Source organism: uncultured Senegalimassilia sp. (genome assembly GCF_902464545.1).
GTDB lineage: Bacteria > Actinomycetota > Coriobacteriia > Coriobacteriales > Eggerthellaceae > Senegalimassilia.
Genome location: NZ_CABQJR010000004.1, coordinates 94,491 through 110,639, shown reverse-complemented (window position 1 = coordinate 110,639; position 16,149 = coordinate 94,491). Strand labels below are relative to the sequence as shown.

Here is a 16,149-nt window from a genome sequence, read left to right as displayed (position 1 = left end):
CCTCGCGCTCGGCGGCCTGCGGGCTTGCGGCGGGGGTTCCCACCTCGCGCAGCAGCGCGTGCTTGGCCAGGCCCGCCACCTTGTCGAACGTGGCGCCCACGCCCACGCCCACGATGAGCGGCGGGCAGGCGTTGGCGGCTTTCTCGCGTACGCAGTCGAGCACGACCTTCTTCACGCCTTCCCAGCCGGCACCGGGCGCGAGCATGACCACGCGGCTTGCGTTGTCCGAGCCGCCGCCTTTGAGCAGCACGTGCAGCGTGGCGCCGCGGCCGGGGCGCAGAGCGATTTCCGCGAAGGCCGGCGTGTTGTCGCCGGTGTTGGTGCGGTCGAGCAGCGCGTCGGCTACGACGCTCATGCGCAGGCGGCCGTCGGTGTAGGCGCGCGCCACGGCGTCGTTGACGCCCGAGAGGATGTTGCCGGGTATGAGCAGCTCCTCGCCGACCTCCAATCGCACCCAGCAGGTGCCGGTGTCCTGGCAGATGGGCACGCCGTCCTCCTGCCCGATGCGGGCGTTTTCCAGCAGGCAGTCCAGCACGGACTGTGCACGCGGCTGCGTCTCGTCCGCGTGCGCCGCCTGCATGGCGGCAAGCACGTCAGGGCGCAGGTGCGTGGCGCAGCGGCGCACGGCGCGGTACACGGCGTCGGCCACGGCGTCGGCGGTGAGCGCGCCGGGCTGCGCCGCGGGCATGTTCTCGTCTTCCACGTTGTTCCTTTCCTTTTGATGCGTGCCCCTATTGTGCGCCATGCGGCGGCCCGGCGGGGGAATTCCATGCAATCCGGGGAGCGGGGCGGGGTCTTTTCGCGCAACCGCGCGCTGCGGAGGGAGCGTGCGCCCGTATCGTCGCGAACGAGTGGGAGGCTCGCCGCGTATCGCTTTGCGTTTTCGTTCTCCTCCGTCGTAGCTTTTGCCAGGCGTATCGCATGTCGCAAACAGCTTGCCGCGCCATCGGGCCCCGGCGCCGATAGCGCGGCCCGAGGGCTCGACCGCCTTTCCCCGCATTCGCTTGCTTATTCTTTGTACGCCCCCAGCTCATCGGGCGAAACACACCTCATGGGCGTTTTTCGGGGAGAGCGCGCACGGTGTGCGGGCGGCAAGATGCAAGGGGTATAATCCCTAGCAGGACAACCGCTTTCCGCAAGGGGCGGGAACACTCACGTTAAACGGCGCCGCCGGCGCCGTGCATAGGGAAAGGTGCATGGAGCAGCATGGATATCGCGCAGGAATCGTTGCGTTTGCATGAGCAGTGGCAGGGCAAGCTGGAAACCGTCCCGAAGATGAGGATCGAAACGCGCGAGGACCTGGCGCTGGCCTACACCCCCGGCGTTGCCGAGCCGTGCCGCAAGATCGCCGAGAACCCTTCCGATGCGTACAAGTACACCATGAAGGCCAACACCGTGGCCGTCGTCTCCGACGGCTCTGCCGTGCTCGGCCTGGGCAACATCGGCCCGGCCGCGGCCATGCCCGTCATGGAGGGCAAGTGCGCGCTGTTCAAGACCTTCGGCGGCGTGAACGCCGTCCCGCTGTGCCTTGACACGCAGGACGTCGACGAGATCGTCGAGACCGTCAAGCGCCTTGCCCCCAGCTTCGGCGGCATCAACCTTGAGGACATCTCCGCGCCGCGCTGCTTCGAGATCGAGCGCCGTCTGATCGACGAGCTCGACATCCCGGTGTTCCACGACGACCAGCACGGCACCGCCATCGTGGTGCTCTCCGGCGTCATCAACGCGCTTCGCCTGACGGGCAAGCAGAAGGAAGCCTGCCGCGTGGTGGTCAACGGCGCCGGCTCGGCGGGCATCGCCATCGCCAAGCTGCTGCTCAACTACGGCTTCAGGAACCTTATCCTGTGCGACAAGTGCGGCATCATCAACTCGCGTTCCGAGGGCATCAACGAGGCACAGCGCGCTATGCTCGCCACCACCAACCTCAACGATGAGCAAGGCTCGCTGGCCGACGCCATGCGCGGCGCCGACGTCTTCGTGGGCGTGTCCGCCCCGGGCATCGTGTCCGCCGAGATGGTGAAGTCCATGAACTCCGACGCCATCCTGTTCGCTATGGCCAATCCCACGCCCGAGATCTTCCCCGACGTGGCCCGCGCCGCCGGCGCCCGCGTGGTGGGCACCGGCCGTTCGGACTTCCCGAACCAGATCAACAACGTGGTGGCGTTCCCCGGCATCTTCAAGGGCGCCCTGGAGTCGCGTGCCACGCGCATCACGAAGCAGATGAAGCTGGCCGCCGCCGAGGCGCTCGCTGCGCTCGTCTCCGATGACGAGCTGTGCGAGGACTTCATCATGCCCGAGCCGTTCGACCCGCGCGCCGTGGAAGCCGTGGCGGCGGCCGTGGCCGGCGCCGTGCAGGGATAGCAACGTGGCCGATATCCGCAACACGGGCATCGTGAGCGAGGTGCCGATGATGCGCGAGGGCCGTCCGGCCTCGGGCGCCCCGGTGCACCCGGCTGCTCCTGCACAAGCTGCCGATCAGGGGCTTTCCGCAGAGCAGGCGCCCGAGCGCGGCGTGTTCGTCACGTTCGAGGGCGGCGACGGCGCCGGCAAGACCACCCATATCCGCTTTCTGGCCAACGCCCTCACCGCCATGGGCCGCGAGGTCGTGTGCCTTCGCGAGCCCGGCGGCACCGAGGTGGGCGAGCAGCTGCGCGGCGTGGTGCTGAACCCGGCGAACTCCGATATCTGCGATGCTTCCGAGCTGCTCGTCTTCGAGGCGGCACGCGCGCAGCTGGTCAGCCAGGTCATAGCCCCGGCGCTCGAGCGCGGGGCTGTGGTGCTGTGCGACCGCTTCACCGATTCCACCGTGGCCTATCAAGGCTATGGGCGCGGGCTTGACCGTGCGTTCGTGGAGGCGGCCAATGCGTTCGCATGCCAGGGCATCGTGCCCGATCGCACCATCTTGCTGGTGGCGGCAAGCGCCGCCGAGGGCCTCGAGCGCGCCACGCGCCGCGCCGGGGCCGATCGCATGGAACGCGCCGGCGAGGGCTTCCATGCCCGCGTGAACGCGGCGTTTTTGGAAATAGCGGAAAAGAACCCGCGCCGTGTGCGCCTGGTGCGTTCGAACGGGCGCAAATCGCATACGGCCGTGCAGGTGTTCGCCCAGCTGGCGGACCTGTTTCCGTGGATGGGCGATTTCGTGCGCGCCAACGAGGCCTACTTCGAGCGCCTTGACGTGCATCGCACCCATGAGGGCCGCGTGGACTATCGCGAGGATCCCGCATCGGCGCCTCGTGCGGAGCGTTCGGGCAAGGAGCAGCAGTAGCGCTTATGGCAGACGCATTCGAGAACATCTTGGGCCAGCCTCAGGTGCGCGAGTTCCTTCGCGCCACCGTGGCATCGGGGCGCGTCAGCCACGCGTACCTGTTCTGCGGGCCGGCAGGCTCGAACAAGACGCTTGCGGCGCTCGCCTTCGCCCAGGGCATCATGTGCCCGAAAGGCCCCAAGGGCCCTCGCGGCGGCAACTGCGGCGCGTGCGACACTTGCGGGCGCATCATGCGCAAGAAACACCCCGATGTGCGCATGTTCGAGCCCGAGGGCGCTGCCGGCTACCTGGTCGAGCAGGTGCGCGGTATCGTGGCCGACACGGCCTTGGCCCCCATCCAGGCCGATCGCAAGGTCTACATCCTCGATCGCGTGGACCTGCTCGGCGTGCAGGCGGCAAACGCGTTCCTGAAAACGCTCGAGGAGCCGCCCGCCGACGTGGTGCTCATCCTGCTCGCGCGTACCCGCGAAAGCGTGCTGCCCACCATCGTCTCGCGCTGCCAGGTGGTGCCGTTCCGTACCATCCCGGTTTCGGAGGCTGCGGGCATCGTGGTGCAGAACTCGGGCGCAAGCCTCGAGCAGGCGCGCGTGGCGCTGCAGGCCTGCGACGGCTCCATCACCCGCGCGGTGGAGTTCCTGAAGTCAAACGAGCGCTTGGAGTTCCGCGCACGGGTGCTCGAGGTGCTGGCGTGCCTGCGCCGCGCCGACGATTGGGACGTCATCGGGTTCGCAGCCGACCTGGTAGTGCGCGTGAAGCTTCCGCTCGACACCGTACGTGCCGAGCAGGAGGCCGAGCTTGCCGAGAACGCCGACTTCCTGGCGAAATCGGCCATCCGCCAGATCGAGGCGCGCAACAAGCGCCAGCTCACGGCCAAGACAGCCGAGTCGCTACGCCAGCTCACCGGCATCACCCGCTCGTGGCTGCGCGACGTCATGGCCCAGGCCGCGGGCGCGCCCGATCAAGTGGTCAACGCCGACGTCAAGCCCTCTATCGAGGAAGCCGCGGCGCGTACCGACGCCGCGCGTGCCGCCGCTGCTATCGCGGCCGTGCGCCGCTGCGACGTCGCCATCTCTTATAATGTATCTCCCGAGACGTGCATCGACGCGATGCTGCTCGAGGTTCGTGACATTCTGTACGGCCGTGCGCTGCCCAATGCGGCGCCGCGGGCGTATGCCAGATAGAAAGAAGGAGCGCCATGGTCCGCATAGCGCCTGTCAACCTGCCCTACAACCCCAAAACGCTGTGGTTCGATGCGGGCGAGCTGGAACTGCACGCCGGATGCGACGTCGTGGTCCAAACCGCCCGGGGAACCGAGTTCGGCCATATGGGCGAGCCTGCGTTTGAGGCAACGCCTGACCAGGTCAAGAAGCTGAAAACCCCTCTGAAGCCCGTCTTGCGCGTGGCCGATGACGAAGATCGCGCCAAGCAGGCCGAGCTCGAGGCCCGCGCCGCCGAGGCGCTCCCTGTGTTCAAGGAGCTTGCCGCGAAGGCCTCCGAGGAGATGCGCCCGGTTTCGGTGGAATACCTCTTCGATGGCGACAAAGCGGTGTTCTACTTCGAATCCGAGAACCGCGTCGACTTCCGCGAGCTGGTACGCACGCTCTCGTCGCGCCTTCATGTGCGTGTCGATATGCGCCAGATCGGCGTTCGCGATGAGGCTCGTATGGTGGGCGGCTTGGGCCACTGCGGCCAAGAGCTGTGCTGCAAGCGCCTGGGCGGCGAGTTCTGCCCCGTGTCCATCCGCATGGCCAAGGAGCAGGACCTGTCGCTGAACCCGCAGAAGATCTCGGGCGTGTGCGGCAGGCTCATGTGCTGCCTTCGCTACGAATATGACGCCTATAAGGACTTCAAAAGCCGTGCGCCGAAGAAGAACGCCCAGGTGGAAACCCCCGATGGCGTGGCGAAGGTAGTGGATTTGGATGTTCCGCGCGAAGTGGTGTCGCTGCGCATCGAGGGTGAAAAGCCCGTGCGCGTCCCGCTTGCCGACTTCGATGCGCCCGAAGAAGGCGTACGTCCGAAGTGCGTGGGATGCGAGGCTTGGGAGCGTGCTTTGAGCGAACAGCCCGGCGATGCCTTCGGCGCCGCTGCAGCGCTGGCTACGCCGCAGCTGTCGGGCAAGGACAAGCTTGCCGATCGCGCCAGCGTGCGTCACGTCCCGGGTGGCAAGAAGGCCGACGGCGCGGGCGAGGCCAAGCCCGGCCGTTCCAGCAGGCGCGGCCGCGGCAAGGGCGAGCGCGCCGAGCAGAAGGCCGCCGAAGCGCAGCCTGCGCGCAAGCCGCGTCGCCGCCGCTCCACCAAGGTGTCGGGCGGCGCTGCGCAGGCCGGGGAGAACCAGGCCCCGCGCTCTGATTCCGCTCAGTCGGTCAACGCGGCACCTACGGGCAAGCAGTCCAACCAGGGCGGCAAGCAGCCCAAGGAAGGTCAGGCCAAGCGTCGCGGCATGCAGCCGAGCAAGCGCCGCAGCCAGGGCGGCAAGGACGCCAAGCAGCAGTCGGGCCAGGGCGGCAAGCAGCCCGGCTCCTCCCAGCAGGCGGGCAAGCGCGGTCAGGGCCCCAAGGGCGGCTCCGATGCCCAGCGCGGCGGCAAGCCCGACAATCAAGGGCCCAAAGCTCGCGTCCGCCCGGGTCAGAAGTCCTCGGGCCTGGCGCAGGGCCCCCGTCCCGACCAGGGCGGTCAGCGCAAGCAGCGCGAGGGCGGCCAGGAGGGCCAGGCTCCCGGTCAGCATCGCCGTGCCCGCCGCCGCAGCCATAAAGCCGCGGGCGCCGGCGAAGGCCAGGGCGCCTCGCAGGGCAACTAGCAGCATCTCGCGCCCCCGCTTGGGCAAGAAGCGGGGGCGCCTTCGTCAGGAGGTATCAACGTGCACGGGGAAAACGGCTACGAGCTGCTCACCGACCTGTATCAGCTGACCATGGCCCAGGGCTATTGGGAAACGGGGCAGGGCGCCACGCAGGCGTGCTTCCATGCGTATTTCCGCGACTATCCTTTCCGCGGCGGCTACGCTATCGCTTGCGGCATGGATCAGCTCGCCGAGCTCATAGAGGGATTCGAGTTCAGCGCCGATGACGTGGGGTATCTGGCAAGCCTTGACGCGCCGGGCGGGGGCAAGCTGTTCAAGCCGGAGTTCTTGGATTACCTGCGCACGTTCTCGCTGCGTGCGGATATCGATGCCGTGCCCGAAGGCGCTGTGGTGTTCCCGCATGAGCCGATCGTGCGCGTGATGGGTCCCATCATGGATTGCCAGCTCATCGAGACGGCGCTCCTGAACTGCGTGAACTTCGAAACGCTTATCGCCACCAAGGCCGCTCGCGTGTGCCTGGCGGCCCATGGCCTGCCCGTTGCCGAGTTCGGCCTGCGCCGTGCCCAGGGAGCCGGCGGCGGCATGTGGGCAAGCCGCGCCGCCGTGGTGGGCGGCTGTGCGTCCACGTCCAACGTTCTTGCAGGCAAAACCTACGACCTGCCGGTTTCGGGCACGCATGCGCACTCGTGGGTCATGTCGTTTCCCAGCGAGCTGGAGGCGTTCCGCGCCTATGCGCGCGAGTTCCCGTGCAACTGCGTGCTGCTCGTGGACACCTACGACGTGGAGCAGGGCATCCGCAACGCCATCACGGTGGGCCTTGAGATGCGCGCCCGGGGCGAGCGCTTGGCGGGCATCCGCATCGACTCGGGCGACCTGGCCTGGTTGGCGAAGATGGCGCGCCGCATGCTCGATGAGGCCGGTTTGGACGATTGCGGCATCGTGCTGTCCAACGACCTGGACGAATACACCATCCAGTCCATCTTGGACGAAGGCGCTCCCGTGAGCAGCTGGGGCGTGGGTACCAAGCTTGCCTGCGCGTTCGACCAGCCCACGCTCGGCGGCGTGTACAAACTTTCGGCGACGCGCGCCCCGGGGCAGGCCGAGTGGGTCGATCGCCTGAAGATCAGCGAGTCGGCGGCGAAGCTGACGGTGCCGGGCGTGCTCGATGTGCGCCGCTACTATAACGACGACGGCACCATCGCCGGCGATATGGTGTTCGATGTGAACGCCGGCGTGGACGAGGGCCAGGTAATCGTGGACCCGCTCGACTCCATGCGCCGCAAGAAGCTTGCGGGCAAGCGGTTTTCCACGATGCTCGAGCCTCTGGCCCGCAACGGGCAGGTAGTGCTCGACGCAAGCGGCCGCAGCGCCATGGAGGCGCAACGGCGTTGCCGTGAAGGCTTGGCTTGCTTGGATGAGAGCCAGAAGCGCATGCTCAACCCCCACACTTATCCGGTGGGCCTGGAGTATGGTCTTTGTGAGCGCCGCCGCGCGCTTGTTGGCAAGCTTCGCGGTATCGCGTAGGGTTGAATGTAATGCATGCGCGCTCAAGCCGCGCTTCCGATTGGGGGATTCATGATCAGGATCATCACCGATTCCGTATCTTCGATCACGCAGGAGATGGCCGCCCAGCTTGATATCCAGGTGGTCACGCTGTACGTGAACCGCAATGGCATGGAATACGAGGACGCAACCATGGACCTGGATGCGTTCTATGCTGACATTTACGACATGGTGGATGATATCCCCACGTCAAGCCAGCCCTCCCAGCAGTTGCTGGAAGAGGTGTTCGAGGATGCGGCCCGCGCCGGTGATCAGGTGTGCGGCATCTTCATCTCCACGGGGCTTTCGGGCGCCTATGATGGCGCCTTGCGCGCTATCCGCGCGGTGGCCGCGCGCAACATCGGCTTTGAATGGGAGCTTATCGACTCGCAGTCGTGCGGCTTCGACGAGGCCTTCCCTGTGCTCGAGGCCGTGGCGGCGCGCGATGGGGGCGAGGATCTGCGCGGCGTGGCGCAGGCGGCCCTCGATGCTATCGAGCGCACTCGTTTCCTGTTCACGCCGGAGAGTCTGACGTTTCTGCAGAAAGGCGGGCGCATCGGCGGCGCGGCGGCGCTTTTGGGCAACCTCATCCAGCTGGCGCCGGTGCTTACCGTGCGCGATGGGTCGCCTGTCACCTTCGCCAAAGTGCGCACGCGCAAGAAGGCGTTGGATAAGATCGTGGCTGCCATGAAGGCCGATATCGAGGAGCATGGCCTGCGCGATGTGGTGGTGCACTATATCGGCGACAAGGCCCCGGCCGTGAAATGGGCGCACGAGGTCATCGAGCCCATGCTCGGCCGCAAGGTCAGCGTGCTGCCGGTAAGCCCGGTGGTGGGGCTGCATGTAGGCCCGGCCGTCGGCGTCGCCTACGAGTGCGCGCATGCCATATCGGGCAAGTTGACAGGGTCGAAGGCGGCCCTGACCTGCGCTTCCTAGGCGCGAAGCGAAAACCCGCCCACCGCCTGCGGGCGCGGGCGTTCCAACGAAAGGAGATGCATGGAAGCCCAGCCGAAATGCAATCTGATCATCGACTCCTGCTGCGACCTCCCTTTCGAGGTGATCGATCGTCCCGGCGTGCAGCTGCTGGAGTTTCCCTATATCGACGAAAAGGGCGAGCATAGCGACGATCTGTATTGCACCATCACGCCGCATGAGTTCTACGAGGGCATGCGCGCAGGTTCGCAGCCGTCCACGGCGCAGGTACCGGTAACGGTGTTCCATGACGTGTTCTCGAAGGCCATCGAAAGCGGCGTTCCCACGGTGTATCTGAGCTTCACCAGCGGCCTTTCCGGCAGCTTCAACACGGCGGTGATGATGCGCGACCAGTTGATCGCCGAGCACCCCGAGGCCGAGCTGTACGTGGTCGACACCTATCTGGCATCGGTCGCCGAGGCGCTTCTGGTTTACGAGGCGCTCAACCAGCGCGACAACGGCATGACGGCGCGCGAGCTGGCAGCGTGGGCCGAGGAGGCGCGCTACTTCGTCGACGCCGAGTTCATGGTCGACGATCTGGAATCGCTGCGCCGCGGCGGCCGCATCCCCAGCACCGTTGCCTACGCGGGTGCGAAGCTCGATGTGAAGCCGCTGCTCAACATCAGCATCGAGGGCAAGCTTGCGCTGACGGGCGTGGCGCGCGGGCGCAAGAAGGGCATCAGGCAGCTGGCTGAGTACTGCTCGAAGCGCATGACCGATCAAATGCCGGGCCGTTGCGTGGTCATCGGCAACGCCGACTGCCCCAAGGATGCGGCGCGTCTGAAGGAGCTGCTGGCGAAAGAGGACGACAACCTGCTGTTTTTGGAAAGCAGCATCGGGCCGGTCATCGGCAGCCATGTTGGGCCGGGCATGCTGGCCGTGGTGTTTTGGGGAGGCGATAGGCGCGAGGAGCTTTCAGTGGCCGATCGCATCGCCCGCAAGATCAAGAAAGAGGGTTAAGCCATGACGAAGGCTTTCGTGTTCGCAGGAAACGATACGGTAGGGAATATGGTGGCCGATCGCCTGTGCGGTGCGGGCTGGCAGCGCGTAGGCGATGCGGGCGCCGCCGACGCCGTCCTCACCTACTTCACTACGCAAACCGCGCTCGAGGACGCGTACTTCGGCGACAACGGCATCGTTCAGGGCGCGCGCAAGGGCACGCTGCTCATCGACCTTTCGTGCACCACGCCCACCTTCGCACGCGAGCTCAACGCCATGGCCTGCGTCGCCGACCTGGTCGCCGTCGAGGCGCCGCTCGTGGTCACCGACGTAGCCGTGCCCGACGCGTTCGCGGTGCGAGAGAACCTGGGCTGCTTCGTTGGCGGCGAAGAGGACTGCGTTGAGGCCGCGCGCGAGGTGCTCGACCTGCTGGTTGCCCACGTGACCGACGCCGGCGGCCCGGGCTCGGCCCAGCTTGCCCGCGCCGCATACAGCCTGCAGGCGACGGCGCAGCTGGTCGCCGCTGTGGAGGCCGATGCACTGTATCACGCGGTGCGCACGTCATCCGACATGGGCGAGATCGCCGGCATGCGCGCCGGCGCGATCACGCCGGCCGGCGATGCGCTGCTGGCCGCCGTCACCGATGGCCGTTTCGACGGCACCTACACGGTGGAGATGCTCATGGGCGAGCTGACCGCGGCCCTGACCACTGCCGACGATGCCGACCTTATCCTGCCGCAGGCCGAGGCCATCCAACGTCTGTTGGAGCTTCTGGCCATCATCGGCGGTTCGGACAAGGCCCCTTCGGCGTTGTCGCTGGTCTACCGCGAGGAGGACGCATGCGCGAAGGAGGGTCTGGACTGGACTCGCGCCGAGCAAACGTACGGCGATCATGATCACGACCATGATGAGGATGCCGATTGGGGCGATGATTTCGGCGATGCCGGCATCATGGACGACGATGGCATGACGGGCGCCTATCCCGGTTTTAACTAGGCGTCTTGCCCGTAAAGGGCGATCGAATGATGCACGAGGGCCCGCAAGGCGGCGGCCCGGCTGCTTGGAAGGGCGCAGTTGCTGATGCGTGCTGCTCGTCCCGGGCCGGGTCGCGCATTGCGGGCCTTTTTTAGCGGTAAGGGCGATTGCGCATTTCCTTGATCTGGGCGGATGCCGTAGCCGTGCGCCGCAGAGCCGGGTTGCGCTATGCGGGCCCGTTTTGCCGGCTGGGCGGCTGAGCGGTCGTTTGGTGGGGCGGGCGCTACGTCGCAGCAAGCGGTGGCGCGTGCGAACGGTTTCGACGCGCAATCGCGTAGAGAAGCGGGGAAGGGATCTGCTATGGAGTTCGAAGAAGCGTTGGCTTGCTGTCGGCTGTGCCCGAGGGCGTGCGGCGTCGACCGCGCTGCCGGCGAGCGCGGCGTGTGCGGGGCCCAAGGGAAGCTGGTGGTTGCCCGCGCGGCATTGCACATGTGGGAGGAGCCGCCTATCAGCGGCTCTCGCGGCAGCGGCACCGTGTTCTTCTCGAACTGCCCGCTGCGATGCGTGTACTGCCAGAACCAGGTGATCGCTGATGGGCGCGCTGGCGTGCCCGTTACGGTGGATGACGTGGCGGACATGTGCCTTGACCTGCAGCGGCAGGGCGCGCTGAACGTCAATTTCGTCACGCCGACGCACTATTCGCCCCACATCCGCGCCGCCGTATCCCGTGCCCGTGCGTGTGGCTTGACGCTGCCCGTGGTGTGGAACACCTCGGGGTACGAGACGGTGCAGGCCGTGCGGGACAACGTCGGCACGGTGGACGTGTACCTGACCGATTTCAAGTATTGCTCGAGCGGCCTTGCCCGCCGTTACTCCGCTGCGTCCGACTATCCCGAGGTGGCCATGGCGGCGCTTGAGGAGATGGTGCGTTGCGTGGGCGCTCCCGAGGGCGACGAGGTGGACGGGCAGCCGCGCCTTACGCGCGGGGTGGTGGTGCGCCACCTGATGCTGCCCGGTGCCCTGGAAGATTCCAAGCGCGTGGTGCGCGCGATATGGGAGCGCTTCGGAAGCGATGTGCTGCTGTCGCTCATGAATCAGTACACGCCGGTGCTCGCCGATGCTGCCCAAGCTGGGGATGTCTGGGCGCAGCGCCAGCTTCAGCGCTGCCCCGAGCTGGGCGGACGCGTATCTGATGGCGAATACGAGGAGTTGCTGGACTATGCCGATACGCTAGGCATCGAGGACTATTTCTGGCAGCAAGGGGGCGCGGCGAAGGACAGCTTCATTCCCGCATTCGATTTGACCGGGGTTCCGCGATAATATCGCACAAACGTTCTTGACCACGAACAAGCGTACGAGTATAGTATGTGCCTATTATACGTACGGATGTTTGTGGAAAGGGCAGACCATGGATGTGCAGGAGAAGCTGAATATCCTCGCCGATGCGGCGAAGTACGATGTCGCCTGCACATCGTCGGGGTTGCAGCGCGGCTCGAAGGCCGGCTATGTCGGCAATGCCCTCGGCGCCGGATGCTGCCACAGCTTCACGCCCGATGGTCGCTGCATATCGCTGCTCAAGGTGCTCATGACCAATGTATGCGTGTACGATTGCGCGTATTGCGTCAACCGTTGCAGCAACGAGGTGCCTCGCGCCGCGTTCACGCCCGAAGAGCTGGCCGATCTCACCATGGCGTTTTACCGTCGTAACTATATCGAGGGGCTGTTCCTCAGCTCGGGCGTCATCGGGTCGCCCGACCACACCACCGAGCTCATGATACGCACGTTGCAGCTGCTACGCGATCACCATCGATTTCGCGGATATATCCACGCAAAGGCCGTGCCGGGAACCTCGCCGGAGCTCATCGACAGGCTTGGGCATCTTGCGGACCGTATGAGCGTGAACCTCGAGCTGCCCAGTCAGACAAGCTTGGGCTTGCTGTGCCCCCAGAAAACCAAACAGCGCATCATAGCTCCTATGCGTCAAATCCGAGACAACATGGCGCAGGACCGGGAGTCGCGCGGGATGTCGCGTCGAAGCACAACGTATCTGCCCTCCACTCGCCCGAAGGAGCGGGGGCGTGCGTTCGTGCCGGCGGGGCAGTCCACGCAGATGATCATAGGGGCCACGCCAGAAACCGATTTCCAGATTCTCAACCTGTCGCAGGCGCTCTATAAAACGCTGCAGCTCAAGCGCGTGTTCTTCAGTGCCTATCTGCCGGTAAGCTCCGATGAGCGCCTGCCGCAGAACACGGCAGTGCAATTGAACCGTGAGCACAGGCTGTATCAGGCCGATTGGCTGCTGCGCTATTACAAATTCGACGTATCGGAGATCATCAGCGCCGACGCGCCGAACTTGGAGATGGACGTGGATCCGAAAGCTGCATGGGCGGTGAATCATCTGGATCTTTTTCCGGTGGAAGTGAACACCGCGCCGTTGGAAGTGCTGCTACGCGTGCCGGGGATAGGTCCACGCGGGGCTCGTTTGATCATACGCGCTCGACGCACCTCGTGCTTGCGGGAAGGGGAGCTTCGCAAGCTGGGAATCGCGTTCAAGCGGGCGCGTTACTTCATCACTTGCAACGGAAAATATCAAGGCAACGGGGTAGAGTTTAGCCCCGAGGCTCTACGGGCGCAGTTGGCAAGTCCTATAGACGGCGGTCGGCACGGTGCCCGCTCAGGGAAGGTGTTGCCCGGTCAGCTTAGCTTGTTCGGGTCTGAGGTCGGGCGTGCAGCCATAGGAGCAGGGGATAAGGCGGCCATGCTGGGCGGCAGCGCGAGTGGAACGCAGCAGCTGCAGGCGCCGGCGGTTCAGGAAGGCGTGGCCGATGGGGTCTTCGGTTGGCAGCATGCGTTGCAGGGCCGGCAGAAGGTGCCCGCATGAGCTTGGATGTCGGCAGGGAGCCGCTGAGCAACGTGGCGTATGTACACGATGGCACTACCGAAGGGCTGCTAACGGCGATATTCCAGGCTTATGCGTTGCATGAGCAGCCTGAAGACTTTTCCGCCGAGACCGCGTTGCAGCCTCGGTTAGGGCAAAGCGTGCGCTATATCGAAACCGATGCGGCGTTGGCCTCGCGCGTGAAGGCGGGGATCGTGCGAAAAGCAGGGCGGGATGCCTGGGATGCGGTGTTGCACGCGTCGCTGTCGGATGACCCTTCCGCCGGCGTTGCGGTATATCGGTTCGTCCGGCATGTCATGGCGCGGCCTGCTGCCGCGAACAGCGGTTTGATTCGCAACTTGACCCATCCCGTCGCCGGCCCCGTTGCCCGTCTTGACCGTTCGGTGATGAACGAGCGGCATTTGATGATGCAGTTCCTGCGTTTCGAGCACTTTGAAAACGGCATATGGTTCGCAAAATGCAACCCCAAGGCAAATGTGGTGCCGTTGCTCATGGACTGGTTTGCAGGTCGGTTCAACACCGAGCGTTTCGTCGTATACGACGAGGTTCATCAGGTCGCGGGCATCTACGATGGCGCAGGCTGGTATTTGGCGCAAACCGATGAGGTACATCTGCCCGAACATGCCTCCGATGAAGCCGCTATGCAAGCGGCATGGAGGGGGTTCTACGATGCCATGTCCATATCGGCTCGTTATCACCCTGAGCTTCGAAGGCAGTTCATGCCGAAGCGGTTATGGCGCAACATCGTGGAGGTGCGTGATGAGCTGTCGGACGGCAGTGGGAAGAGCGCTTTACCCGAGGCAGCTATGTCCTCAGGTCGACGGCAGGAAAACCGCGATTGCATGCGCGGGCGATGCGCTTCTGTTGCTGCGCTGCCCCTGGATAAGCGGCTGTAAAAACGCGAGCGCGCACGGGCGATTTTTTGTTGCCGCAATATCTTCGGGAAGGCAGGTGAGAACGCGTCGGTTGGAAGGGGCGTTGCGTTTGGGGTGCCGCCGATGCCTGCGGACAAGCATCGGCGGCATGGCTTAACCTACAGCGTACGCGCTGCGTTGTCCGGATCGATCGACATGCTTTGGAAGCGTTGCTCCATGTATTGGTTGTCGAAGTGGTCGTCGATGAAGCGGGAGATGGCGTTGTCGGGGGCTACACCGGCTTCGCGCTGGTACCAACGGTCAAGCGACATCAACGTCATTCCGCAGTCCGCTATCATCAAGGCGGCGCATACGGTGGTTAGGGAGTAGCGCCAGTTCCAGGGGATGCGGTTGACCAGTTGCAACATCCAGGGAAGGCATAGTTTCACCCAGAACAGGCCCAGCACGCCCCACATGGCCATGAACATGCCGTTGGTACGGCCGTCGATGGAAAGGAACGTTCCGGTGTAGTCCCAGGCAACGATGCCGAAGGCGAACTGCATGAACCAGCTGACCGCATATTCGAACGCACCGCCGATCACCGCGCTTACCAGGAAGATCACGGGGAAAGGCGCTTTATGGAAGCGGTTGAGCGCCATGGTCATCAGCATCGCGCCAACGCCGTAGATGGGGCTAAAAGGCCCGAACAGCAATCCGGCCCGGTCTTCGTAAACGCCGGGGTCCACTACCAGCACGTGATAGACGGTCTCGATGGCAAGGCCAAGCACGCTGCACACCACGAATATCCAGAACAGATTGAAGAAGTTCAGGGTGATGTAGCCGCGACCGGTGGGATCAAGGCCGAGCGTGCCGTCTTCCGCTTGCTCCCTGGTTTCCATGTCGCGCAGCTTGCGGCGAAGCTCGCGCTCGCCGGCGAGCGCCGGGTCAAGGTAGGACTGCATGACGATCAGGAACACCGCCACCACGGCATGGGGGATCACGTTGGCTCCCAGGCCGTTGAGCATGATGGAGCAGATGATGATGGCGGCCAAGATGAATATCATGGCCTCGGTGCCTCGTGCGGCATGTTTGCGTTTGTTTCGCAGCAAGCGGATGCCGAAGATGGCGAACATGGAGGCCAGTGCCGTGTACAGCACCGATTCCACCACATAGATGACCACGGTGGCGGTGGAGGCTTCGATGTCAAGGTTGCCGGAGGTGAATGCCAGCACCATGGTGACGATGGTGATCGTCAAAAGCACCGCGGTAGCTCCGCCTGCCACAAGGCACAACACGCCGAATACCTTCACCGCCAAGGGAAGGCGTTTGCGATCGATGGCGTCTCGGTCGGCTCGGAATCGTTTCCTTACCCTGGGGGAGGACGTTGTGTTAGGGGAAGATTGTCGTTCGTCGTTAGTCATAACACTCCAAATGAGATATCGCGTTCGTAGGATAGCGGGTTCTTACCGCGAACCAGTATAACCAGATACTGGCGGCAGTTCGACAAGAGCGGTTTACGGTTCGGTTGCGATGCGCAAAACAAGAGCATCCGTGCATTAATTTGCATTAAGAATGATAAACGAAAGCGATGGCTTAAGCGAAACACGCAAGAACCTATGGGGGGAGGTCCCATATGCCTTCAGCCGTATTCGGGTGCTTAACGTGCTCGGCTGTATTTTGGTGTTGATGGTTGTACCTTTTATGGGATGAGCTTTGAGAATCCGGGTTGTTGTCGTATAATGGCTCGACATGCACTTTCGTGTGCCGGCATGACGCAATGGTAGCGTAGCAGTTTTGTAAACTGCCTGTTGCAGGTTCGAGTCCTGTTGCCGGCTCCATCGTTACGTCAAGGCCATCGCTTTCCTGCGGTGGCCTTTTTGTTACACGTTGTTCGGGTTCTTGGTCT

Annotated in this window: 13 protein-coding genes and 1 tRNA gene; 12 read left to right on the top strand and 2 right to left on the bottom strand. The window is 64.5% G+C overall.

Going from position 1 to position 16,149, the window contains the following annotated elements; translation table 11 throughout:
* On the bottom strand, nt 1-703 hold a 703-nt coding region (locus RDW26_RS02325), incomplete at its 3' end, for a fumarate hydratase (RefSeq protein ID WP_307982356.1).
* A 503-nt stretch (nt 704-1,206) separates the two neighbouring features.
* On the opposite strand from RDW26_RS02325, the gene RDW26_RS02320 reads away from it, so the two are divergent.
* The 11 genes from RDW26_RS02320 to RDW26_RS02270 all read left to right on the top strand — a co-directional run bounded on the left by RDW26_RS02320 (nt 1,207) and on the right by RDW26_RS02270 (nt 14,285).
* A complete protein-coding gene (locus RDW26_RS02320) occupies nt 1,207-2,361 on the top strand; it encodes an NADP-dependent malic enzyme (RefSeq protein WP_294380158.1) in 1,155 nt (384 codons plus the stop codon).
* Between the two features lie 4 nt (nt 2,362-2,365).
* Nucleotides 2,366-3,265, top strand: a complete 900-nt coding sequence (tmk, locus tag RDW26_RS02315) for a dTMP kinase (protein WP_307982355.1) — start codon at nt 2,366-2,368, stop codon at nt 3,263-3,265.
* Between the two features lie 5 nt (nt 3,266-3,270).
* Nucleotides 3,271-4,446: a DNA polymerase III subunit delta' gene (locus tag RDW26_RS02310; RefSeq protein ID WP_307982354.1), complete on the top strand. Its 1,176-nt coding sequence runs from the start codon at nt 3,271-3,273 to the stop codon at nt 4,444-4,446.
* Nucleotides 4,447-4,460: 14 nt separating this feature from the next.
* Complete coding sequence (gene ricT, locus RDW26_RS02305; protein WP_307982353.1) at nt 4,461-6,062, top strand: regulatory iron-sulfur-containing complex subunit RicT; 1,602 nt, start codon at nt 4,461-4,463, stop codon at nt 6,060-6,062.
* 60 nt (nt 6,063-6,122) lie between these two features.
* Nucleotides 6,123-7,586, top strand: a complete 1,464-nt coding sequence (locus RDW26_RS02300) for a nicotinate phosphoribosyltransferase (RefSeq protein WP_307982352.1) — start codon at nt 6,123-6,125, stop codon at nt 7,584-7,586.
* A gap of 51 nt (nt 7,587-7,637) precedes the next feature.
* Nucleotides 7,638-8,540, top strand: coding sequence for a DegV family protein (locus RDW26_RS02295; RefSeq protein ID WP_294396544.1), 903 nt, complete (start codon nt 7,638-7,640; stop codon nt 8,538-8,540).
* Nucleotides 8,541-8,600: 60 nt separating this feature from the next.
* The gene (locus RDW26_RS02290; RefSeq protein WP_307982351.1) at nt 8,601-9,536 is read left to right on the top strand and encodes a DegV family protein; all 936 of its coding nucleotides are present in this window, start codon (nt 8,601-8,603) and stop codon (nt 9,534-9,536) included.
* A gap of 3 nt (nt 9,537-9,539) precedes the next feature.
* Nucleotides 9,540-10,511, top strand: coding sequence for an NAD(P)-binding domain-containing protein (locus tag RDW26_RS02285; protein WP_307982350.1), 972 nt, complete (start codon nt 9,540-9,542; stop codon nt 10,509-10,511).
* 339 nt (nt 10,512-10,850) lie between these two features.
* Nucleotides 10,851-11,810, top strand: coding sequence for a 4Fe-4S cluster-binding domain-containing protein (locus tag RDW26_RS02280; RefSeq protein WP_307982349.1), 960 nt, complete (start codon nt 10,851-10,853; stop codon nt 11,808-11,810).
* Nucleotides 11,811-11,898: 88 nt separating this feature from the next.
* Nucleotides 11,899-13,371 (top strand): putative DNA modification/repair radical SAM protein, encoded by a 1,473-nt coding sequence (locus RDW26_RS02275; protein ID WP_307982348.1) that lies wholly within the window; start codon nt 11,899-11,901, stop codon nt 13,369-13,371.
* A complete protein-coding gene (locus RDW26_RS02270; protein WP_307982347.1) occupies nt 13,368-14,285 on the top strand; it encodes a TIGR03915 family putative DNA repair protein in 918 nt (305 codons plus the stop codon). The genes RDW26_RS02275 and RDW26_RS02270 overlap by 4 nt, the downstream gene beginning before the upstream one ends.
* A gap of 137 nt (nt 14,286-14,422) precedes the next feature.
* Here the strand turns inward: RDW26_RS02270 and RDW26_RS02265 are convergent, their stop codons facing one another.
* Nucleotides 14,423-15,538 (bottom strand): putative ABC transporter permease, encoded by a 1,116-nt coding sequence (locus tag RDW26_RS02265; protein WP_307982346.1) that lies wholly within the window; start codon nt 15,536-15,538, stop codon nt 14,423-14,425.
* Nucleotides 15,539-16,006: 468 nt separating this feature from the next.
* Here RDW26_RS02265 and RDW26_RS02260 point away from each other — a divergent pair.
* Nucleotides 16,007-16,081, top strand: a tRNA-Thr gene (locus tag RDW26_RS02260).
* The last annotated feature ends 68 nt before the right edge of the window (nt 16,082-16,149 follow it).